This is a genomic window from Halorhodospira sp. M38, assembly GCF_022227985.1.
Lineage (GTDB): Bacteria > Pseudomonadota > Gammaproteobacteria > Nitrococcales > Halorhodospiraceae > Halorhodospira > Halorhodospira halophila_A.
Genome location: NZ_JAJNQP010000011.1, coordinates 1 through 21745 on the forward strand (window position 1 = coordinate 1; position 21745 = coordinate 21745).

18 protein-coding genes and 1 pseudogene are annotated in these 21745 nt (G+C 70.8%); 8 read left to right on the forward strand and 11 right to left on the reverse strand.

What is annotated here, in order from left to right; all coding sequences use genetic code 11:
- The 4 genes and pseudogenes from coaD to LRA98_RS07985 all read right to left on the reverse strand — a co-directional run.
- On the reverse strand, positions 1 to 526 hold a 526-nt coding region (gene coaD, locus LRA98_RS07970), incomplete at its 3' end, for a pantetheine-phosphate adenylyltransferase (protein ID WP_238640831.1).
- Between the two features lie 10 nt (positions 527 to 536).
- Entirely contained in the window at positions 537 to 1124 is a 588-nt protein-coding gene (gene rsmD / locus LRA98_RS07975; protein ID WP_238633285.1) for a 16S rRNA (guanine(966)-N(2))-methyltransferase RsmD, read from the reverse strand.
- A pseudogene (locus LRA98_RS13210) lies at positions 1121 to 2477 on the reverse strand (M16 family metallopeptidase). Before LRA98_RS13210 ends, rsmD begins: the two are co-directional and overlap by 4 nt.
- Entirely contained in the window at positions 2477 to 3808 is a 1332-nt protein-coding gene (locus LRA98_RS07985) for a M16 family metallopeptidase (protein WP_238633283.1), read from the reverse strand. The pseudogene LRA98_RS13210 and the gene LRA98_RS07985 overlap by 1 nt, the downstream one beginning before the upstream one ends.
- A gap of 127 nt (positions 3809 to 3935) precedes the next feature.
- Here LRA98_RS07985 and ftsY point away from each other — a divergent pair, with 127 nt between their 5' ends.
- The 4 genes from ftsY to rpoH all read left to right on the forward strand — a co-directional run bounded on the left by ftsY (position 3936) and on the right by rpoH (position 7633).
- A complete protein-coding gene (ftsY, locus tag LRA98_RS07990) occupies positions 3936 to 4883 on the forward strand; it encodes a signal recognition particle-docking protein FtsY (RefSeq protein WP_238633282.1) in 948 nt (315 codons plus the stop codon).
- Positions 4880 to 5560 carry a cell division ATP-binding protein FtsE gene (ftsE, locus tag LRA98_RS07995; RefSeq protein ID WP_201173249.1) on the forward strand — a complete coding sequence of 227 codons (681 nt, stop codon included), beginning with the start codon at positions 4880 to 4882 and terminating at the stop codon, positions 5558 to 5560. The genes ftsY and ftsE overlap by 4 nt, the downstream gene beginning before the upstream one ends.
- Positions 5560 to 6606: a permease-like cell division protein FtsX gene (ftsX, locus tag LRA98_RS08000; RefSeq protein ID WP_238633281.1), complete on the forward strand. Its 1047-nt coding sequence runs from the start codon at positions 5560 to 5562 to the stop codon at positions 6604 to 6606. Before ftsE ends, ftsX begins: the two co-directional genes overlap by 1 nt.
- Positions 6607 to 6769: 163 nt before the next feature.
- Positions 6770 to 7633, forward strand: coding sequence for an RNA polymerase sigma factor RpoH (rpoH, locus tag LRA98_RS08005; RefSeq protein WP_238633280.1), 864 nt, complete (start codon positions 6770 to 6772; stop codon positions 7631 to 7633).
- Positions 7634 to 7670: 37 nt separating this feature from the next.
- Here rpoH and radC read toward each other — a convergent pair whose 3' ends face one another.
- Both radC and LRA98_RS08015 read right to left on the reverse strand, forming a co-directional pair.
- The gene (gene radC, locus LRA98_RS08010; RefSeq protein ID WP_201173243.1) at positions 7671 to 8345 is read right to left on the reverse strand and encodes a RadC family protein; all 675 of its coding nucleotides are present in this window, start codon (positions 8343 to 8345) and stop codon (positions 7671 to 7673) included.
- 76 nt (positions 8346 to 8421) lie between these two features.
- Entirely contained in the window at positions 8422 to 8811 is a 390-nt protein-coding gene (locus LRA98_RS08015; protein ID WP_201173241.1) for a hypothetical protein, read from the reverse strand.
- 130 nt (positions 8812 to 8941) lie between these two features.
- Between LRA98_RS08015 and coaBC the strand changes: the two genes are divergently transcribed.
- Genes coaBC through argB form a run of 4 tightly spaced genes read left to right on the forward strand, consistent with a single transcriptional unit; the run spans position 8942 to position 12995 of the window.
- Entirely contained in the window at positions 8942 to 10174 is a 1233-nt protein-coding gene (coaBC, locus tag LRA98_RS08020) for a bifunctional phosphopantothenoylcysteine decarboxylase/phosphopantothenate--cysteine ligase CoaBC (protein ID WP_238633279.1), read from the forward strand.
- Complete coding sequence (gene dut / locus LRA98_RS08025) at positions 10164 to 10625, forward strand: dUTP diphosphatase (protein WP_238633278.1); 462 nt, start codon at positions 10164 to 10166, stop codon at positions 10623 to 10625. The genes coaBC and dut overlap by 11 nt, the downstream gene beginning before the upstream one ends.
- Before the next feature lie 43 nt (positions 10626 to 10668).
- On the forward strand, positions 10669 to 12063 hold the full coding sequence (locus tag LRA98_RS08030; RefSeq protein WP_238633277.1) for a phosphomannomutase/phosphoglucomutase: 1395 nt from the start codon (positions 10669 to 10671) through the stop codon (positions 12061 to 12063).
- A 29-nt stretch (positions 12064 to 12092) separates the two neighbouring features.
- Positions 12093 to 12995, forward strand: coding sequence for an acetylglutamate kinase (argB, locus tag LRA98_RS08035; protein ID WP_238633276.1), 903 nt, complete (start codon positions 12093 to 12095; stop codon positions 12993 to 12995).
- Here argB and LRA98_RS08040 read toward each other — a convergent pair.
- The 5 genes from LRA98_RS08040 to ppc form a co-directional block, all read right to left on the reverse strand.
- Positions 12992 to 14152 (reverse strand): MFS transporter, encoded by a 1161-nt coding sequence (locus LRA98_RS08040; RefSeq protein WP_238633275.1) that lies wholly within the window; start codon positions 14150 to 14152, stop codon positions 12992 to 12994. The genes argB and LRA98_RS08040 overlap by 4 nt on opposite strands.
- Positions 14153 to 14196: 44 nt before the next feature.
- Complete coding sequence (locus tag LRA98_RS08045) at positions 14197 to 17235, reverse strand: efflux RND transporter permease subunit (protein ID WP_238633274.1); 3039 nt, start codon at positions 17233 to 17235, stop codon at positions 14197 to 14199.
- The gene (locus LRA98_RS08050; RefSeq protein WP_238633273.1) at positions 17232 to 18347 is read right to left on the reverse strand and encodes an efflux RND transporter periplasmic adaptor subunit; all 1116 of its coding nucleotides are present in this window, start codon (positions 18345 to 18347) and stop codon (positions 17232 to 17234) included. The genes LRA98_RS08045 and LRA98_RS08050 overlap by 4 nt, the downstream gene beginning before the upstream one ends.
- An 83-nt stretch (positions 18348 to 18430) precedes the next feature.
- A complete protein-coding gene (gene pyrE, locus LRA98_RS08055; protein WP_238633272.1) occupies positions 18431 to 19078 on the reverse strand; it encodes an orotate phosphoribosyltransferase in 648 nt (215 codons plus the stop codon).
- Positions 19079 to 19084: 6 nt separating this feature from the next.
- Positions 19085 to 21736, reverse strand: a complete 2652-nt coding sequence (ppc, locus tag LRA98_RS08060) for a phosphoenolpyruvate carboxylase (protein WP_238633271.1) — start codon at positions 21734 to 21736, stop codon at positions 19085 to 19087.
- Positions 21737 to 21745: the final 9 nt, after the last annotated feature.

A 21745-nucleotide genomic window follows, 5' to 3' on the forward strand; every position in this document is an offset into this window, starting at 1 on the left:
CCGGCCATGCCGCCCTCCTTGCCGGGGGGGGTCTGGGACCGCGGCGGACGCGCTGGCGCAACGCCTCCGCCACGGCCGTATGCACGACGCGCGAGAGGTCGCCGCCCAGGGCGGCGACCTCCCGGACCAGGCTTGAGGAGATGAAGGCGTACTGCTCCGCCGGGGTGAGGAAAACGGTCTCGACGTCGGCGCGCAGCTGGCGGTTCATGCTCGCCAGCTGGAATTCATACTCGAAATCCGACACGGCGCGCAGGCCGCGGACGATGACCTGGGCCTGGTGGTGTGCGACGAAATCGACCAGCAGGGAGGTGAACGCCTCCACCTCGACGTTGTCGACGCCGGACAGGGCGGTGCGTGCCAGCTCCAGGCGCTCCTCCACGGCGAAGGTGGGGGCCTTCGAGGGGCTGGGGTTGGCGGCGACGCCGACGATCAGCCGGTCGAACAGTCGTGCCCCGCGCTGGATCAGGTCGGTGTGCCCGTGGGTGATCGGGTCGAAGGTCCCCGGGTAGATGGCGGTTACGCCCATCAATGGCTCCTCAGTCCTCGTCTCGGTTGGTTGCGTCCGCGCACAGTAGCCGGAAGCGACACCGCCCGGCCTGGCCTTCCCGATGCACGCGCCAGCCGGCGGGCAGCGTCGGTGTCGGCGCATTCCGATCGTCTTCAATATAGATCTGCGCCCCGGGCGTCAGCCATCCCGCGGTGGCCAGCCGCTGGCAACACACCTCCAGAAGCCCGCTGCCGTAGGGCGGATCGAGGAAGACGATCTCAAAGGGTGTCACGGGGCGCCCCTGCAGGTAGCCGGCGCCGTCGGCGACCTCGACTCGGGCGTCCGTCGCCGCCAGGGTGGTGAGGTTGCCGCGCAGGCCGTCGGCGATGCGCCGGTCACGCTCGACCAGGACCACCTCGGCGGCGCCACGAGAGAGCGCCTCCAGGCCTAGCGCACCGGTGCCGGCGAACAGGTCCAGGCAGCGTGCCCCTGGCAGTGCGGGCGCCAGCCAGTTGAACAGCGTCTCGCGGACCCGGTCGCCGGTCGGCCGGACCCCGGCCTGGGCCGGGATCGGCAGGCGCCGCCCCCGCCACTGCCCGGCGATGATGCGCAGCTCGCCCCCCCGTCGTCGGCTCACGGCGGGTCCATCTCCACGTCGGCGTCCTCCACCTCCGGGCCGACCAGGACGGTGACCATCCGCGCCAGGTCCAGCCGCTCGTCTAGGGCCCGGCGGATTGCCTGCTCATCGACGGCCTCCATGCGCGGGATGTAGCGCGCCAGGTGATCGGCGGGCAGGCGGTTGGTCGCCAGGACGCTGAGCTGCCCGGCCAGGGCCGAGTTGTTCGCCACGCTCAGCGGGAAGGCGCCGGTTAGATGGCGCACCGCCGCGTCGATCTCCTCGCTGTCCAGCCCGTCCCGGGCCAGGCGCTCGATCTCCCCGCGCAGCACCTCCAGGGCCTCCTCGCCGCGGCCGGCCTCGACGGTGGAACGGATCAGCCAGGGGCCGCGCAGCGGCATGATGTTGAGACTCGAGGAGGAGGCGTAGGAGAGGCCGCGCTCCTCGCGCATGCTCTGGTAAAGCCGCGAGACCAGGCCCCCGCCGCCGAGGACGTGATTGGCAACCCGCAGCGGGTACTCCAGCTCCTCCTCGCCGCGGGCGATGGCGGGCAGGCCCATCATCAGCGCGGTCTGCGAGGCGGGGAAGTCGATGCGGACCTCCGTCTCTTTCGGCTCGCTCGGGGGGGGCGGGTAGCGAGGGCGCGGGTTCGCCGGCCTCCATGGCGCCGAGGAGCCGGGCGGCCAGCGCTTCGGCCTCCTCGCGGTCGAGATCACCAACGATGGCCACGCTGGCGTTGGCGGCGACGTAGTGCTCCGCGTGGAAGGCCGCCACGCGCGCCGCGTCCAGGCTTTCCAGCCCCGCCTCGGTGCCCGAGGGCGGAGTGGCGTAGGGGTGATCGCCGTACATGGCCGCGTAGAGCGAGCGCAGGGCGATGCGCGAGGCCGACTGCCGCTCGGCCCGCAGGGCCTGCTGCATGCGCCTGCGCTCCCGCTCGACGGCGGCGTCGTCGAAGCTCGGCGCGCCGAGCACTTGCTCGAGCAGCTCCGTTGAGGCGTCCAGGGCAGCGCTTTCGGAGAGGCTGCGCAGATGGACCTCGGCCTGGTGGCGGCCGGCGGAGGTGTTCAGCCGCGCGCCGACATCCTCCAGGCGGCGGGCCAGTTCGCCGGCGTCCATGTCGCCGGCCCCTTGGTCCAGGGTGCGCGCGGTGAGCCCGGCCAGGCCCGGTGTGCCGCGGTCGCGGGCACTGCCGGCGTCAAGGATCACCCGGACGTCCACCATCGGGAGTTCGCGGGCTTCGATGAAGTAGATGGCGGCCCCCTCGCGGCCGTCCCAGCGTTGCACCTCAGGTCCGAACGGATCGGCCTGCGCGGGGACGGCCAGCAGGGTGGTGGCGGCCACGGTAGCGGCGCGCAATCGATCCAGCAGACGCATCACTCCTCCTCGCCGGGCAGCAGGCGGCCCACCGTGAGCCGTTCCGGTTCCAGGTAGGTGCGGGCGACGCGCTGGATGTCCTCCGGCGTGACCGCGCGCACCCGCTCCTCGAAGCGCTGCGCCTCCTCCCAGCCGATCCCGGTGCTGGCCAGTCGGCCCAGGCGCTGGGCGCGCCCCATGGGGGCGTCCTGGGCGTAGACCTCGGCCGCGAGCAGGCGGGTGATGGCGCGCTCGAGTTCCGAGTCCTCCACCGGATCGTCGCGGAGCCGGCCCACCTGCTCGCGCAGGGCGGATTCCAGCTCGTCCAGGTCGTGGCCCTCGGACGGCCTCGCCACCAGCGAGAACAGCGTGTCGAGGCGTGCTACCGGGGAGTAGCCGACTGAGGCGCTGGTCGCCAGCCCGGGGCCGCGCACCAGCTCCTCGGGCAGCCGGGCGGAGCGTCCGCCATCGAGCAGCTCGGCGGCGAGCAGCAGGGCGTAGGCGTCGCCGGGCTCGGCTGCCGTGGCCAGCGAAGGGACGTTGTAGCCGAGGAAGAGCAGCGGCACGCGGGCATCCTCGAAGCGCACCTCGATGCGCCGCTCACCGGGGCCGGTCGCGATCTCGCGCCCTTCCGGCGGCGGCTCGACCTCGCCCGCGGGGACCGCGCCGAAGTGGCGCTCGGCCAGCTCGAAGACCCGCTCGGGTTCCACGGCACCGACCACCACCAGGGTGGCGTTGCCCGGCGTGTACCAACGCTGATACCAGGCCTCGAGCTCCTCGAGACGCAGGCGGTCCAGGTCCTTGCGCCAGCCGATGATCGGGTGGCGATACGGGCTGGCCATGTGCGCGGTGGCGGTGAAGCGCTCGAAGGCCCGGGCCTCGGGCGGGTCGTCCACGCGCTGGCGGCGCTCCTCATGGATGACCTGCATCTCGCGCTGAAACTCCTCGGAGTCGAAGACCAGCCGGTGCATGCGCTCGGCCTCCAGCTCCAGGGCCAGCTCCAGGCGGTCGGCGGCCAGCAGCTGGAAGTAACCGGTGAAGTCGCGGGCGGTGAAGGCGTTGGTCCGCCCGCCCTCGCGGGCGATTAGACGTGCAAACTCGCCGGTCCCGCGCACCTCAGTGCCCTTGAACATCATGTGCTCGACGGCGTGGGAGATGCCGGTGATCGGTCGATGCTCGTGTCCGGAGCCGACGTGATACCAGAGCATCGAGGCGACCACGCCGCCGCGGTGGTCCTCCTGAACAAGGACGGTCAGGCCGTTGTCCAGCTCGTGGTGGTGGATCCGGTCCGCCGCCGCGGCGGACGCCAGGCCGAAGAGTAGGAGGGTGGTGAGCAGTCTGTGCAGGGCCATGGCTCCTCTGGGTCGGGTCGCCGCCGGGTTCCGATCCAATGGTAGGATACCCCACAGCACAAGTCGCGGGCGGCCGTTGCCCATCGAACCCCGCGGCATCTCTGAGACCACAATCGTGCCGAAGGCCATGAGCGAAAGCGAGAAGACCGAGAAGCGCCCCGGGCTGATGGGGCGGCTGCGCAACGGGTTGCGGCGCACCCGCAGCGGGCTCACCGAAGGGCTTGCGACCCTGTTCGTCGGCCGCCGTGAACTCGACGACGAACTGCTCGAGGAACTCGAGATGCGGCTGCTCCAGGCCGACGTGGGCATGGAGGCGACGCAGAAGGTGCTCGATGGGCTGGTCGAGCGCCTCGGCGGCTCCGCGGGTGGCTCCGGCGAGACGGTGCTCGAGGCCCTGCGCGGCGAGATCGTCAAGGTGCTTGAGCCGGTGGAGCAGCCGCTGCAGGTCGATCCGGCCAAGCGCCCTTACGTCATCCTCACGGTCGGGGTCAACGGCGCCGGCAAGACCACCACCATCGGCAAGCTGGCGGCCCGCTTCCAGAGCGAGGGGCGGTCGGTGATGGTCGCCGCCGGGGATACCTTCCGGGCTGCTGCGGTGGATCAGCTCCAGCAGTGGGGCGAGCGGGTCGGCTGCCCGGTCATCGCCCAGCCCACCGGCTCGGATCCGGCCTCCGTGGTCTACGACGCCCACCAGGCGGCGCGGGCCCGCGGTGTGGATGTGCTCATCGCCGACACCGCCGGTCGCCTGCACACCCAGGACAACCTGATGGAGGAGCTGCGCAAGATCCGCCGCGTGCTCGGCCGACAGGACAATGAGGCGCCCCACGAGACCCTGTTGGTCCTCGACGGCGGGAATGGCCAGAACGCCCTGGCCCAGGCCGAGCAGTTCGGCCGGGCGGTGGATGTCACCGGCCTGGCCGTGACCAAGCTGGACGGTACCGCCCGCGGTGGCGTGCTGCTGGCGCTGGCCGAGCGGCTGCAGGTGCCGGTGCGCTATATCGGCGTCGGCGAGAGGGTTGAGGACCTGCGCACCTTCCGCGCGGCCGATTTTGCGGAGGCGCTGACCGCGGAATGATCCACTTCGACCGGGTCAGCAAGCGCTACCCGCGCGCTGGCCAGGACGGCTTGCGCGGCGTCAGCCTGGAGATCGGGCAGGGGGAGCTGGTCTTCATCACCGGTCACTCCGGCGCTGGCAAGAGCACCTTGCTGCGCCTGATCCCCCGCCTGGAGCAGCCCAGCGGAGGACGGGTGGTGGTCGCCGGCGTCGATGTGGGCCAGCTGCCCCGGCGCAGGATCCCGCTGCTGCGCCAGCGGGTCGGGGTCACCTTTCAGGATCACCGTCTGTTGGCCGACCGCAGCGTCTTCGGCAACGTCGCCCTGCCCCTGGAGATCGCGGGCGTGCCCCGCCGCGAGGCGGCGCGCCGGGTCCGGGCGGCCCTGGATAAGGTCGGCCTCCTGCACAAGGAGTCGAGCGCTCCCGAAGCCCTCTCCGGTGGCGAACAGCAGCGGGTGGGCATCGCCCGCGCGGTGGTCAACCGGCCCCCGGTGCTGCTGGCCGACGAGCCCACCGGCAATCTGGACCCGGGACTCTCCGAGGAGATCATGCGGTTGTTCACCTCGTTCGTGAGCATCGGCACCACGGTGCTGATCGCCAGCCACGACCTGGAGCTGGTCGAGCGCCTCGGCCGCCGCACCCTGACCCTGCGCCAGGGCGAGCTGGTCGGTGACCGGCCGGCCCGCGAGGCAGCCTGATGGCGCGTCGTCAAGAGCGCGGGGCGACGCCCCGGCGTCGCCAGAGCCGGGCCGAGGCACGCGCGCAGCGCAAGGCGGTGCGTGCCAGCCGGCGCAGTGACGCCGGTGCCGGCGCACAGCTGCTGGCGGGCCCCTTGCTCTATCTGTTTCGCCATGCTCAGGCGTTGACGGCGGCGCTGCAGCGGACCCAGGGGGCGCCCCTGCACAGCCTGCTGACCAGCGCCGTGGTGGGGATCGCCCTGGCGCTGCCGGCGGCCTTCATGCTCAGTCTGGAAAATGCCGAGCGCGTGGCCGGCGGCTGGGAAGACGGGGCGCCGCAGATCTCGCTTTTCCTGGCCCGCGATGCCGGGCCGGAGACTCTGCGTGAGCAGGCCGAGGCGGCGGTCGAACGCTCGGGCGTGACCGGCGTGGAGCCGGTGACACCGGATGCGGCGCTGGAGGAGTTTCGGGCCGGCACCGACTTCGATGCCGCGCTGGAGTTGCTTGACGAGAACCCGCTACCGCCGGTGCTCGTGGTGACCGCTGACCGCGGCCTCGATCCCGGGGCGGTGGCCGAGCTGGCCGAGTCGCTGGCCGACGACCCGGCCGTGGTGCGCATGCGCCTCGACCAGGAGTGGGTGGAGCGTCTGCACGCCATCATGACCCTGGCCGAGCGGGCGCTCTGGTCGGTCGGGGTGCTGCTGGCGCTGGCGGTGATCCTGGTCATCGGCAACACCATCCGCCTCACCATCGAGAGCCGGCGCCACGAGATCGAGATCATCAAGCTCATCGGCGGGGGGGACGGTTTCGTGCGCCGGCCGTTCCTCTACGAGGGCCTCGGCTACGGAGTGCTCGGCGGGGTGCTGGCCTGGGTGCTCACCGAACTCGGTCGTTGGGCCCTGGCCGGGCCGGCCAGCCGGCTGGCGGCCGCCTACGGCACCGAGTTCACCCTCAGTGGGCTGGGGCTGGCCAACGGCCTGCTCCTGCTGCTCGGCGGCGCCGTCCTCGGCGTACTGGGGGCGTGGACCGCCGTGGCCCGCCACCTGAGCGCCATCGAACCGCGGTGAATCGTCATGGCCCGCTGAATGCTTTATAATATGCGGCATCCGGTCGCGGGGCCGTCCCTTGAAATCCTCCGGTCCCGACCCCAGTTGCCCCAAGAATGGTGCGGGCAGCGAAACCCGGCAAAACAAAAGAGGAGACTCGGTCAGGTTGGAGGAGAAGGCGCGTATGAGCACGGCACTGGTTACGGCGGGTAACGCGAATCTGCCGCTGCCGACGAGCAGCGAAGACGCGTACATCCAGGCGGTGAGCCAGATCCCGGTGCTTGATGCCGACGAGGAGTACGAGCTGGCGCGGCGCTGCCAGTACGAAGGCGATCTCGAAGCAGCGCGGCAGCTGGTGCTCTCGCACCTTCGCTTCGTCGTCCACGTGGCCCGGGGTTACCGGGGCTACGGATTGGCCCTCGGCGACCTGATCCAGGAGGGCAACATTGGCCTGATGAAGGCCGTCAAGCGCTTCGATCCGGACGTCGGTGTCCGCCTGGTCTCCTTCGCGGTCCACTGGATCCGGGCCGAGATCCACGAGTTCATCCTGCGCAACTGGCGCATCGTCAAGGTGGCCACCACCAAGGCGCAGCGCAAGCTGTTCTTCAACCTGCGCGGTGCCAAGAAGCGGCTGGGCTGGATGAACCGCGACGAGGTCAATGCGGTGGCCCGTGATCTCGGCGTGCAGCCGGAGACGGTCCTCGAGATGGAGTCGCGCCTCTCGGGGCAGGACCTCGGCTTCGACCCGCTGGTCTCCGAGGACGAGGAGGAGCAGGTGCGTGCCCCGGTGGCCTACCTGGAGGACCGCCGCTTCGACCCGGCCGAGGTGGTCGAGAGCAGCGACTGGGGGACCCACCAGGACGACACCCTGCATCAGGCGCTGGCGCAGCTCGACGAGCGCAGCCGGCACATCCTGCGTGCCCGCTGGCTGGAGGAGGAGCGCCAGACCCTGCAGGAACTGGCCGACCACTACGGCGTGTCCGCCGAGCGCATCCGTCAGCTCGAGAAGAACGCGATCAGCAAGCTGCGCGGGGCGGTCAGCGCCTGAGCGGCGCCCCGGCGCTGTCCGGACCTCGCGCCGGTTGCTAGAGCACCCCCCGCTCGGCGAGCGAGACCGGCTCGCCGTCGCCCACCACGAAGTGATCCAGAAGACGCACGTCCACCAGCCCCAGTGCCTCACGCAGGCGGTGGGTGAGCGCCTCGTCCGCCGCACTGGGTTCGGCAACGCCGGAGGGATGGTTGTGAGCCACGATCACCGCTGCCGCGTTATGGGCCAGGGCGCGTCGCACCAGCTCGCGCGGATAGACGCTGGCGCCGTCGATGGTCCCGCGGAAGAGTTCCTCGTAGCCGATCACCCGGTGGCGGTTGTCCAGGAACAGCCCGCCGAAGACCTCGCTGGGGTGGTCGCGCAGCAGTGCGGTGAGGTAGGTGCGCGTCTGCGCCGGGCTGCTGAGGGTGGGGCCACGCTGTAACGCTTGGCCCAAGTGGCGCCGGGCGATCTCCAAGGCCGCCTGCATCTGCGCGTACTTGGCGTCGCCCAGTCCGGGCCGGGCGGCGAAGGTCTCGCGATCGGCCTCGAGCAGGCCGCGCAGGCCGCTGAACGCAGCGAGCAGCTCGCGGGCCAGCTCCACCGCGGACTGGCCGCGGCGCCCGGTGCGCAGGAAAATGGCGAGCAGCTCCGCATCCGAAAGCGCCTGGGGTCCGCGCTGGATGAGCCGCTCGCGGGGCCGCTCGTCCCGCGGCCACGAACGGATCGACATGACACTGCCCTCCCTGGCGGCGTCGTGTGAACGGTTTGTCGGCGGGCGCCGCCGCGGCGCGGCGACGCCCCCGCGGCTATTCCGCTGCCCAGTTGTCGCGTACGCGCTTGAGGCGCCGCGCCTGGTAGCGGTTGATGTTGGCCGTCATCATGAAGATCGCCACGATGAAAAGCACCGGGAAGGCCAGGGCGATGGCCAGCTGGTGGGCGCCGACCAGATGCAGGCCCAGCAGGACCACCATGGCCGCCGCCGGTGCGCCGATCAGGCGCACCATCGCCGCGGACTCCGTGCGCTTGATGTGGGCATCCAGTTCCTCGTAGCTGTCGAAGGCGTTCTCGTCCGTCGCCCCGAACATTCGCCCCAGGGCGCTGCCTTCGGCCTCCTGCCCTTGTGCGGGCGCGGTGCCGACCTCCGGTGAATGGTCGTCGTGTTGGGTCTGCTCAGCGTGCGCGTGCTCTCGACTCATGGTGCCTCCTCGGGTTAATCCCCTGTCCCCACTGGGATGACACTATAGAATGCGGGTCGGGATTCAACCCCGCCCGCTAGCGGTGTAGCGCAGTAGCGCGCTGGCTGCACGGATCTGCGACAATACGCGTATGTCTTTGCCGAGCCGAACCATCCGCATCCTGCTCGTGGTGAGCGGCGGGATCGCCGCTTACAAGGCCGCCGAGTTGGTCCGCGAACTGCGCCGCGGCGGCGCCGAAGTGCGTGTGGCGATGACCGCCGCCGCGCAGCGCTTCATCACGCCGCTGACCTTTCAGGCCCTTTCCGGTCAGCGCGTCCACACGGATCTGCTCGACGCGGAGGCCGAGGCGGCCATGGGCCACATCGAGCTGGCGCGCTGGCCCGATCGCATCGTCGTCGCGCCGGCCACCGCCGATTTCCTGGCGCGACTGGCTCAGGGGCGGGCAGACGACCTGCCGGCGGCGCTGTGCCTGGCCACCCGTGCGCCGATCACCGTGGCCCCGGCCATGAACAACGTCATGTGGGAGGCGGTGCCGACCCGCGAGAACCTGGCGGTGCTGCATCGCCGGGGCGTGGCGTGCATCGGCCCCGAGTACGGCGAGCAGGCCTGCGGTGAGTTCGGCGAGGGGCGCATGTCCGATCCGGCGCGCATCGCCGCGGCGTTGCTCGATGCCGGCGGTGCCCCGGGGGGCGCGTGGGCCGGGCGCACCGTGTTGATCACCGCCGGCCCGACCCGCGAGCCCCTGGATCCGGTGCGCTACCTGACCAACCGCAGCTCCGGGCGGATGGGCTTCGCGCTGGCGGCGGCCGCCCGCGAGGCTGGAGCCCGGGTGATCCTGGTTGCCGGGCCCGCCGCCCTGGCCACGCCGCCGGGCGTGGAGCGTATCGATGTCGAACGCGCCGGGCAGATGTACGACGCTGTGCTCGGCCGGATCGACGAGGCGGACTGCTTCATCGCCGCCGCTGCGGTGAGCGACTACCGGCCCGAGCACGAGGCGCCCGAGAAGATCAAGAAAGGCGGTGACGCGCTGACCCTGGCCCTGGAGCCGACGCCGGATACCCTGCGCGCCGTGGCGGCGCGCAGGCCGCGCCCCTTCGTGGTGGGGTTTGCCGCGGAGACCGAGCGCGTTGCTGAATACGCCCGGCGTAAGCTCAACAACAAGGACCTCGACCTGATCGCCGCCAACCGCGTCGGTCCGGGGCAGGGTTTCGATACCGACCACAACGCCCTGGAAGTCCTCTGGCGCGACGGCGGCGTCGCCCTGGCCGAGCAGCCCAAGACGGCCCTTGCCCGGGAGCTGCTGCAGATCGTGGCCGAGCGCGCCGGGTTCGCGGAGGCAGCGAGGAGCACCCATGCACCGTAAGATCGAAGCACGCATCGTCGACGCACGCCTCGGCAGCGAGATCCCGCTGCCCCACTACGCCACCGACGGCTCCGCCGCCGTCGATCTGCGCGCCTGCCTGTCCGAGCCGTTGAGGCTTGGGCCGGGCGAGCGCCGCTTGATCGGAACCGGCCTGGCGGTGAACATCCACGATCCCGGCCTCGTCGGGGTGATCGCCTCCCGCTCGGGGCTGTCGCTCAAACACGGCCTGCGGGTGGCCCAGGGCATCGGGGTGATCGATTCCGACTACCATGGGGAGATCGGGGTAATCCTGGCCCACGACGGGACCGAGCCGTATACGATCACGCCGGGGGAGCGCATCGCGCAGCTGCTCTTCCAGCCGGTGGTGCAGGTCACGCTGGATTACGTCTCGGCCTTTTCCGCCACCACCGAGCGGGGCGAGGGTGGCTTCGGCCACAGCGGTACGCTATGACGCGGGGGCATCCCCGCAGGATGACGATGACAAGGAGGCGCCCGTGAGCGCAGCGCAGGTACCCGCATCGATCTTTCGCGCCTACGACGTCCGCGGCGTGGTGGGCGAGACCCTGGATGCCGACATCGTCCGCTGGGTTGGCCGGGCGGTGGGCAGCGAGGCGCGCGAGCGCGGCGTCCGCCGCCTGGTGGTGGGCCGCGACGGCCGTCACTCCAGCGCCGAGCTGGCCGCGGCGGTGGCCGCCGGCATGAACGAGGCCGGCTGCGACGTCATCGACATCGGTCAGGCACCCACGCCGGTGATGTACTTCGCCACCCACGAGCTGGAGACCGGCTCCGGGGTGATGATCACCGGCAGCCACAACCCGCCGGAATACAACGGCCTGAAGATCATGGTCGGCGGCGACACCCTCTCCGGTGAGGCCATCACCGGGCTCTACCGGCGCATCCGCGACGGCTGCCTGGTCGAGGGGGAAGGCAGTGTGGAGACGCGCACCGACCTGGTGGAGCGCTATCTGGCGCGTATCGCCGGCGACATCCGCCCGGCGCGGCCGCTGCGTCTGGTCCTGGATGCCGGCAACGGGGTGGCCGGGGCGGTGGCGCCGCGGCTCTTCGAGGCCCTGGGCTGCCAGGTCGAGGCGCTCTTCTGCGAGGTCGACGGCGACTTCCCCAACCACCACCCCGACCCGGCGGAGCCCCATAACCTGGAGACGCTCATCGCCCGCGTCCGTGACAGTGGCGCCGATCTGGGGCTGGCCTTCGACGGTGACGGAGATCGGCTCGGCGTCGTCGACTCGGCGGGGAACATCATCTGGCCCGACCGCCAGCTGATGCTCTACGCCCGGGATGTGCTCAGCCGTCGTCCCGGTGAGCCGGTGGTCTTCGACGTCAAATGCAGCATGCACCTCAAGCACGTCATCGAGGCCGCCGGCGGTCGGCCGCAGATGTCACGCACCGGCCACTCGCTGATCAAGGCCACCCTGCGTGAGAGCGGCGCCCCCCTGGCCGGGGAGATGAGCGGCCACACCTTCTTCGCCGAGCGCTGGTACGGCTTTGACGACGGCCTCTACACCGGCGCCCGGCTGGTGGAGATCGTCGCCGCCGATGGTCGCCCCAGCGCCGAGATCTTTGCCGAGCTCCCCGAGGGGGTCTCCACGCCGGAGCTCAAGGTGCACATCCAGGAGGGTGAGCAGGGCGAACTGATGGACGCCCTGGTGGCCGAGGGGCAGCGTCGTTTCACCGACGCCACCATCCACACCATCGACGGGATCCGGGTCGAGTGGCCCGACGGCTGGGGGCTGATCCGCGCCTCCAACACCACGCCGGTGCTGGTGGTGCGCTTCGAGGCCAACGATGCCGACGGTCTGGCCCGCATCCGCGAGGCCTTCGAGGCCCTGCTCGCCAGCGTGCGCCCCGGCCTGGTCATCCCGGCCTCCTGAACCCTGCACACGGAACCGTTGATAAGAAAATGACCGATCACCCCATCGATCCCGATCTCACTGCCCGCGTCCTGGTCGAGGCCCTGCCGTACATCCGTCGCTTCCGCGGGCAGACCATCGTGGTCAAGTTCGGCGGCAATGCCATGGTCGACGAGGCGCTGAAAGTGGCCTTTGCGCGGGATATCGTGCTCATGCGCCTGGTCGGTTTCCGCGTCGTCGTGGTCCACGGTGGAGGTCCGCAGATCGGCAACCTGCTCGATCGCATCGGCAAGGAGACCGAGTTCGTCCAGGGCATGCGGGTCACCGACGCCGAGACCATGGACGTGGTGGAGATGGTCCTCGGTGGCCTGGTGAACAAGGAGATCGTCAATCTGATCAGCGCCCAGGGTGGCCGTGCTGTGGGGCTGACCGGCAAGGACGGTGGCCTGATCCGGGCCCGTAAGCTGGAGGTCGAGCAGCCCGGGCCCGAGAACCAGGTCCCCGAGATCATCGATATCGGCCACGTCGGCGAGGTCGATCACATCGACCCGGCGGTGGTGGAGATGCTCGACTCCGGGGAGTTCATCCCGGTGGTCGCGCCCATCGGCGTCGATGAGCGCGGAACGTCCTACAACATCAACGCGGACCTGGTCGCCGGCCGGATCGCCGAGGTCCTCGACGCCGAGAAGCTCCTGCTGCTGACCAATACCCCCGGCGTGCTCGATGGCGCAGGCAATCTGCTCACCGGGTTGAGCCCCGAGCGGGTCGACGGCCTGATCGCCGACGGCACCATCGCCGGCGGCATGCTGCCCAAGATCCGCTGCGCCCTGGACGCCGTGGCCGGCGGCGTGCGCAACGCGCATATCATCGATGGCCGCGTCCCCCACGCGGTGTTGCTCGAACTGTTCACCGACAAGGGCGTGGGCACGTTGATCCGGCGCCAGCCCGACTAGCCCGTTCGCGCGGGGCCCGCGCCGCGGTCGCGCAGCCCCCAGATCCAGTACCCGGCCAGGCCGAGCATGGCGGCCAGGGAGGCCACGTAGGCCTCCCAGCTCAGGCCGTGGTAGAGGTAGCCCGGCAGCCACGAGCCCACCGCGCCGCCGGCGTAGTAGAAGGCGATGTAGAGGCCGTTGACCACGCCGGTCTCGCCCTCCACCTCCTGGTTGAGGTACCCCGGTGCCAGGGCGTGAAGCAGGAACATCCCGGCGCAGAAGACGAACATCCCCGCGAAGATCACCACCAGCCACGGTCCGAGGAACATCGCCAGCGAGGCGGCGAAGATGGCGATGCCCAGCAGCATGGTGTTCACCACGCCGCCGATGCGATCGGCCACGCGCAGGGCGCTGAGTGCCGTGACCACCCCCATGAGGTAGCCCGTGTACATCAGCGCGATGCCCAGATCGCTGAGCCCGGTCTCCAGCTCCACCAGGCGGAAGGGTAGGAAGGTGAGCAGCGATAGGAAGACGAAGAAGGCGCAGAAGATGGCGCCGTAGACCCGCAGCGCCCGGGGCTGACGCAGGATCTGGCCGACGGCGCGGCGGTCCAGGCGGCCGAAGCCAGCCTGCGGATCGGCGTCCAGACGCAGCAGCAGGGCGGTGCACAGCAGCTGCGCCAAGCCGAAGAGCAGGAAGGCGGCCTCCCAGCTCGCGGCGGTGGTCACCGCGCCGGCGATGGCCCGACCCAGGAAGCCGCCCAGCACCGTGGCCGCCACGTAGCCGGCCATCACCCGCGTGGTCCGCCCCGGGGCGGCGCTGGCGGCCAGGTAGGTCATCAGCGCGGTGAGGATAGCCGGGATCAGCAGGCCCTGAACCAGGCGCAGCCCGAGGAGGATCTCAAAGCTTGGCGCCATGGCCACCGCCAGCTGGGTCACGGCCAGCAGCCCCGAGGCCACCACCAGCATCTGTCGCGACGATACGCGCTGGAGCACGAAGCCGTAGGCGATGGGCGCAATGGCCAACGGCAGCAGCGTGGCGGTGAGCAGCAGCGAGGCCTTCGGTTCGCTCACCGAGAAAGCGGCCTGGAGCGTCGGCAGCAGCGGCTGCGGGGCGTGGATGGCCGAGAAGGCGAGGACCGTGCAGTAGATGGTGATCAGCAGCTGGGCAATGGGCATGGACGGGCTGAGGGTGGCTTTCGGGACGGGAACGGGTGCGCCGGCTAATGCTCGGCGCGGTGGAAAAGGGCGTAGAGCACGGGCACGACCCCGAGGATGAGGATCGTGCCGAAGGCCAGGCCGGACATCACCGCGATGGCCATGGGCGCCCAGAAAGGCCCGGAGAGAGCCAGTGGGATCATCCCCAGAATGGTGGTGGCTGCGGTGAGCAGCACCGGGCGCATGCGCCCGACACCGGCCTCCATGATAGCCGGCTGCACGGCCATGCCATCATCGCGGTGCAGGCGTATCTGCTCGACCAGGACAATGGCGTTGCGGATGAGCATGCCGGCCAGGCTCATGGCGCCGAGCAGGGCGATGAAGCCGAATGGCTGGCGGAAGGCGAGCAGACCGGCGACCACCCCGATCAGCCCCAGCGGCACGGTCAGGGCCACCGCGGCGGCATCGCGTAGGCTGTTGAACTGCGCGACCAGCAGCAGGGCCATGACCGCCAGCACCAGCGGAACAAAGGCCAGCACATCGGCCCGTGCCTCCCAAGAGGCCTCGGCCTCGCCGCCCCAGGAGAGCTCCAGGCCAGGGGGCAGGTCCAGCTCGGCGAGTTCCGGGTCGAGGCGGGCCACTAGCCCTTCGGCGGTGGCCCCCTCGGCCAGGTCCGTCTGGACGGTGACCGTCGGCACCCGGTCCTGGCGCCAGATGCTGCGCTCTTCCCAGGCCGGCTCCAGGTTCGCCACCTGGCGCAGCGGGACCGGCTGCTCGGCGTCCCGCGGCCAGATCTCCAGGGTATCGAGCCGCGACAGGTCACCGCGTTCGGCCTCGGGCAAATACCAGTGGATCGGCAGGTGGCGGTCCCCGTCGATGAGCACACCGATGGGGCCGTCGTCGTAGGCCATCTCCAGGGTCTCGGCTACCTCGGCCGAGGAGAGCCCGGCGGCGCGGGCCCGTTCCTGGTCGACCTCGACATCCAGCGACACCGCCTTCTGGCGCCAGTTGTGCCGGGTGCCTTCGGTTTCCGGCTGGGCCGCCAGCCAGTCGCGCAGCTCCTCGGCTACCCGGCGCAGCTCCGCGTGATCACGCGGACCGGCCACGCGCAGCTCCACCGGGTAGCGCACCGGATCGCCCAGCATCATCGGCCGCACCCGCGGCTGTGCGTCGGCGAAGCGGCCCTCGAGCCAGTCGCGCACATCGTCGATCACCGCATCCAGGTCGCTGCCCGGTTCGGTGCCCACCAGCAGCTGGGCGTAGGCCGGGTTGGGCAGCTCCGGGATCATCGGCAGGTAGAAGCGCGGAGCCCCCTCGCCGATGAAGGTGGTCACCCGAGCGACGTCGTCGTGCTCGCGCAGGAAGGCCTCGATGCGCTCGGTGTCGGCCGCCACCGCCTCGATGCGCGTGCCCTCGCTGCGCCAGTGGTCGATGAGGAACTGGTCCCGGTCGGCGGCGGGAAAGAAGATCCGCGGCACCAGGGTGAATGCGGCCACCGCGATGCCAACTACCAGCAGGACGACGATCAGGCTGCTGGTGCGGTAGTGCAGCATCGTGCCCAGAGCCCGCCGGTAGGTGCGGTGCCAGACGGTGTCGTGGGGATCCCCTGCCTCGCCCTCGGCCGGTGCGGGCAGGAAGCGGTAAGCCAGCAGCGTGGTGAAGGTCACCGCCAGGATCCAGCTCAGGCCCAGGGCGAAGGCCACCACCCAGAACAGCGAGCTGGTGAACTCGCCCACTGCCGTCGGCGTGAAGCTGATCGGCGAGAAGGCCAGTGCGGCGATGGCCGTGCCGATCAGCAGCGGCACGGCGGTCTCGCTGACCGCCTGTCGCGCCGCCCGGGCGCGCTCGACGCCGCGCTGGATGCGGGTCATGGTCAGCTCGGCGACCACGATGGCGTTGTCGACCAGCATGCCCAGGACCACGATCAGCGCCCCCAGCGAGACGCGGTGCAGGTCGATGCCGGTGATCCACATCACCAGGAAGGTGCCGAGGATGGTCAGTGGTACGCCGGCGCCGACGATCACTCCGGTGCGCCAGCCCAAGGCGATCAGCAGGACGGCCAGGACGATGGCCACGGCAGTGGCCAGGTTGGTGACGAACTCGGTGATCGCCTCGCGGACCGTCTCAGCCTGGTCGTTGACGGTGTGCAGCGCCATGCCCACCGGGCGGTCGTGCTCAAGCTCGGCCAGGCGCTGTTCGATGCGTTCGCCGAGCTCGACCACGTTGGTCCCTGGAGCCGGCGAGACCCCCAGCGCTACGCCCGGTTCGCCGTCATGGCGGAACACGCGCTCGGGAGGATCGGCGAAACCGCGGCGGACATCGGCGATGTCGCGCAGGTAGATGCGCTCGTCGGTCTCCGGGTTACGGATGGATAGCGACCGCACATCCTCGACGCTGTCGAAGGCCCCCGAGACGAACAGCCCAACCCGATCGTCGTCGAGATCGATGGCGCCCGCCGGCGCGACCACGTTCTGCCGTTGCAGGGTCTCGGCGATCTGCCCGGGGTGTAGGTTGAGAGCCGACAGGCGCTCGCGGCTGATCTCGATGAAGATTCGCTCGCCCTGGCGGCCGAAGAGCTCTGCCCGGGCCACGCCGGGGACGCGCAACAGCTCGCGGCGCAACTCATCGGCATAGTCGTCGATCTCGCGCAGGCCGTAGCCCTCGCCGGTGACCGCATAGAGCAGGCCGAAGACGTCGCCGTAGTCGTCGTCGACCACCGGTCCGCGCACCTCGTCCGGCAGCTCGCGGGAAGCCCGCTGGACCTTCTTGTTCAGCTCGTCCCAGATCTGGCGCAGCCGTGCCCCGGAGTAGCGCTCATCCACGTCGACATAGATGACCACCTCGCCGTCGCGGCTGATCGACTCGATCTCTTCGAGTTCCTCGAGCTGCTGGATGTGACGCTCGAGGACCTCGGTGACCTCCGCCTCCACCCGCTGCGCCCGCGCGCCGGGGTATTCGGCCTGGACCAGGGCGGTGTGGATGGTGAAGTCGGGGTCCTCGAGCTGCCCCAGTTGGCCGTAGGCCCAGATGCCGGAGAGCCCGAGCAGCACCGTGGCGAAGACGATCAGCCGGGCATGCGCCAGGCTCCAGCCGCCGATGCTCACGGCGCCTCCGCATCCATCCGCCGGGTGGGCTGACCCTCGGCCAGGTGGTGGACGCCGGCGGTCACCACCTCGTCGCCGGTCTCCAAGCCGTCACCGACCAGAGCGCTGCCCCGATCCAGGGCGAGCAGCTCCACGGCCTGGCGCCGGACCCGGTGGTCCTCGCCGCGCAGCCAGACGTGGGGCTCGCCGTCGTGCTTGTGGACGGCGGTCAGTGGGACGCGGAACCCCTCGCCGGGGCCGAGGTCAGCGCGGAAGACCGCCTCGGCGGTCATCCCGGGCAGCACCCGGTCGTCGGGGTCGGCCAGGGTGACCTGAACCGGGTAGGTCTGGCGCTCGGGGAGCACGTCGACCCCGACGGTGCGGATCCGCCCCGGGAAGACCGCGTCGAGGGCCGGGACGTGCACCTGCACCTGCTGCAGGTGCTCCCGGTAGACCATGAACTCCTCGGGGATGCCGACCTCGACCTCCAGCTGCGAGAGGTCCTCAAGGAGGTAGACCGGCTCCTGGGGCGGCACGGCCTCGTAGGCGTCAAAGCGGCGCTCGGCGACCGCCCCTTCGAACGGGGCCCTCAGCCGGGTGTAGGCGAGCCGGTCGCGGGCGAGGGCCAGGCCGGCCTGCAGCGAGGCGGCTTCGGCGCGGGCCTCGTCACGCTGGCGGGCGGCCTGGTCGTACTCGGACTGGGTGATGGCCTCCTCCTCGACCAGCTGTGCGGCGCGCAGGTACTCGGTGGCCGCGTAGGCCTGCCGGGCGCGGGCCGCCTCGAGCTGTGCCTCCAGCTCCTCGACCTCGCGGGCGTGGTCGGAGTCGTCCAGCTCGGCAAGGCGCTCGCCGGCGGCCACGCGGTCACCCACATCGGCGTGGATGGTATCCAGCTCGCCACCTACGCGGAACGACACCCAGGCCCGGTGCTGCGCCTCGACGCGGCCGGTGAAGCGCCGTTCGGCAAGGCGGTCGGGATCCTCCAGGACCAGGGTCTGGACCGGGCGCGGCCGCTCCTCGGGGGGCTGCTCGGTACCCGGATCGCCGCAGCCGGTGACCAGGGCCAGGCCGGTGACCAGCAGGGTCAGCGTCCGCAGCAGCGGCGCGGGCGCATGGTGGGGCCGCACGTCCATGGCGTTCCTTGAAGGTGATGGGGGGTTCAGGTACTCCACCTATCGTATCCAGCCGGGCCGAGCGGCGCCAGCCGGCGGCGCGGCTACGCCGCGCCGTAGCGGCTCCGATACTGGCGGATGGCGTCCAGGGTCTCGCCCTTGCCGCCGTGCTCGGCCAGGTAGGTTTCCAGGTGATCCAGGGTGATGATCGGGACCACCGGGGCGCCCAGGGCCTGTTCGACCTCGTGGACGGCGGAGACCTCATTGGCGCCGCGCTCCTTGCGGTCGAGCGCGATGGCCACCGCGGCCACGCGGCCGCCCTCGGCGGTGATCAGCTCGGCGGCCTCGCGGATGGATCCGCCCGATGAGATCACGTCGTCGACGATCACGGCGCGCCGACCATCCACCGGTGCACCCACCAGCCGTCCCCCCTCGCCGTGGTCCTTGGCCTCCTTGCGGTCGAAGGCGTAGGGGACGTCGCGGCTGCGCGTCTCCGCCAACGCCATGCTGAGCGCCGTGGCCAGCGGGATGCCCTTGTAGGCGGGGCCGAAGACCAGGTCGAAGTCGACCTGTGCCCGCGCCAGGGCCTCCACGTAGCAGCGGCCGAGCCTGCTCAGTGCCTCGCCGCTGTTGAACAGCCCGGTATTGAAGAAGTACGGGCTCTCGCGGCCGGATTTCAGCGTGAAGCGCCCGAAGCGCAGCACCCCGCGGTCGAGGGCGAAGCGGATGAACTCTTCCTGGTAATCGTACATGGCGGTCTATCCCGTGTTGCGCATGCCCGCCGCGATCCCGTTGATGACCACCTGCAGGCCGCGGCGCAGGGAGTCGTCCTCGCACATCCGGGAACGACGCAGCAGCTCGACCTGCAACAGGTTGAGCGGGTCGACGTAGGGGTTGCGGACCTCCACAGCGCGTTTGACCACCGGGAAGTCCGACAGCGGCTGCTCGTGCCCGGTGACGGTCAGCACGGCGTCGCGGGTGCGGGCGAAGCGCTCGCGCAGCTCGTCGCCCACCCCGCGCAGCTCCTCGGGGACCAGGGCGTGCTCGTAGAGTCGGTTGACGCCGGGTTCGGCCTTGGCCACGACCATCTCGACCATGTCGAGGAAGGCCTCGAAGAAGGGCCAGTGGGCGAACATCTCCTGTAGTTCTTCGGTTAGCCCCTCTTCGATGGCCTCTTCGAGCGCCTCGCCAACACCCAGCCAGGCCGGGAGCATCAGCCGGGTCTGGGTCCAGGCGAAGACCCAGGGGATGGCGCGCAGGCTGTCCACGGTCATCTGATCCGGCGAGCGCTTGGCCGGGCGGCTGCCGATGGTCAGCCGCGAGATCTCGTCGATGGGGGTGGCCGCCCGGAAATAGTCCATGAACTCCGGGCGCTCCTTGACCGTGTCGCGATAGGCCGCCATGGCCCGGGCGCTGAGCCGGTCTAGGATCTCGCGCCAGCGCTGCGGCGGTGGTTCCGGCGGGCGGACCGTCGCCTCGAGCACCGAGGTGGTGTAGAGCTCCAGGTTGCGCAGGGCGATCCCGGGCAGTCCAAACTTGGCCTGCATCACCTCGCCCTGCTCGGTGACGCGCAGCGTCCCGTCCACGGAGCCCGGCGGCTGGGCCAGGATGGCGGCGTGGGTCGGGCCGCCGCCACGGCCAATGCTGCCGCCGCGCCCGTGGAACAGGGTCAGATCGATACGCTGCCGGCGGGATAGGGCGACCAGCTGCTCCTGGGCCTGGTAGAGCGTCCACGTGGAAGTCAGGTGACCGGCGTCCTTGGTGGAGTCGGAGTAGCCGATCATGATCTCCTGGCGGCCGGCGATGCGCTGGCGGTACCAGTCGCTCTCGAAGAGCACCTCCATGGTGTCGGCCGCCTCGGCCAGCGTGTCGCGGGTCTCGAACAGCGGCACCACCCGGGTGGGGTGGGTGAGACCGCACTCCTTCTGCAGCAGCTCCACGGCGAGGATGTCGGAGGGCTTCGCGGCGTGGGAGACGATGTACGCCCCCACCGCGTCGGGGCCGATCTCCTCGAGCATGCGGATGGTGTCGAGCACCTCCTGGACCTCGCGCTCCGGCTTGAAGTCCAGCGGGATCAGCGGGCGGCGGTGGGAGAGTTCCTGGAAGAGCCACTGCTGGCGGGTTGGCTCGTCCCACTCGGCGTAGCTGCCCAGCCCCACGGCGCGGGTGATGGCGTCGAGCACCGCGGTGTGGCGCTCCGCGTGCTGGCGGATGTCCATGGGCATCAGGGTGAGCCCGAAACAGCTCACCCGGCGGATGGTATCGAGCAGCTCGCCCTCGGCGACCACCCCGGCGCCGACGCGCTGCAGCGAGTAGTAGCAGCGCAGCAGCGGCTGACGCAGGTCCTCGACGTCGGAGAGGATGTCGCTCTCCGGGGGGCGACCGCCCTGGAGCTTGGCCTCGGCCCAGCGCATGGTCTGGCGCAGCCGCGCCCGGAGCCGCTTGAGCACCACCCGGTACGGCTCCCACGCCTCGCCGCCGACCTCCTCGCGCAGCTCATCGTCGCAGACCTGCAGCGACAGGGTGGAGACCAGCCGCTGGATGTCCCGCTCGTAGAGGTAGGCGGCCATCCAGCGCGAGAGGATGGCCACGTCCCGGGTGACCCGGTGGGTGACGTTGGGGTTGCCGTCGCGGTCGCCGCCCATCCACGAGCCGAAGGTGATCGGCGCGCAGTCCAGGGGCAGCGGGCGGCCGGTGTGCTCGCGCAGGGTGTGATCAAGGCTGCGCAGGTAGCGCGGCACGGCGTCCCAGAGTGTCTGCTCGACCACCGCTAGACCCCAGCGGGCCTCGTCCTGCGGGGTGGGGCGGCGGCGGCGGATCTCGTCGCTGTGCCAGGCTGCGGTGATCTCGCGCTTGAGCGCCAGCCGCGTCTCGGCCACCTCCGTGGGCGTCTGGCCGAAGCGGTCGCGGTTGTCCAGCAGCCCGGCGATGCGGTTGTACTTCTGCAGCATGGTCCGCCGCTGCACCTCGGTCGGGTGCGCGGTGAACACCAGGTTGATGTCCATGCTGCAGATGGCCTCGTGGAGCTGCTCGGGCTCCATGTCGGCGGCCAGTCGGGGGACGGTCTCGGCCAGGGAGCCGAACAGCGGTCGGGCCTCGGGGGTACGGGCCCACTCGCGGCTGCGCCGCACCCGGTGATGCTGCTCGGCGATGTTGGCCAGGTTCAGGAACTGCGAGAAGGCCCGGGCCACCGGGGTGACCTGTTCGGGCGGCAGTCCCGACAGGGTCCGTTCGAGCTCCTGCGCAGCTTCGTCGTCCCCGGCGCGGGCCGTCTTGGCCAGCACCCGGACGCGCTCGACGGTCTCGTAGAGCTCGGCGCCGCCCTGCTCGCGCAGGGTGGCACCGAGCAACTCGCCGAGGTCCCGGATGTCTTCGCGCAGGGCGCTGTCGCTATCCTGATGCTCTTCCATGCCGTTGCG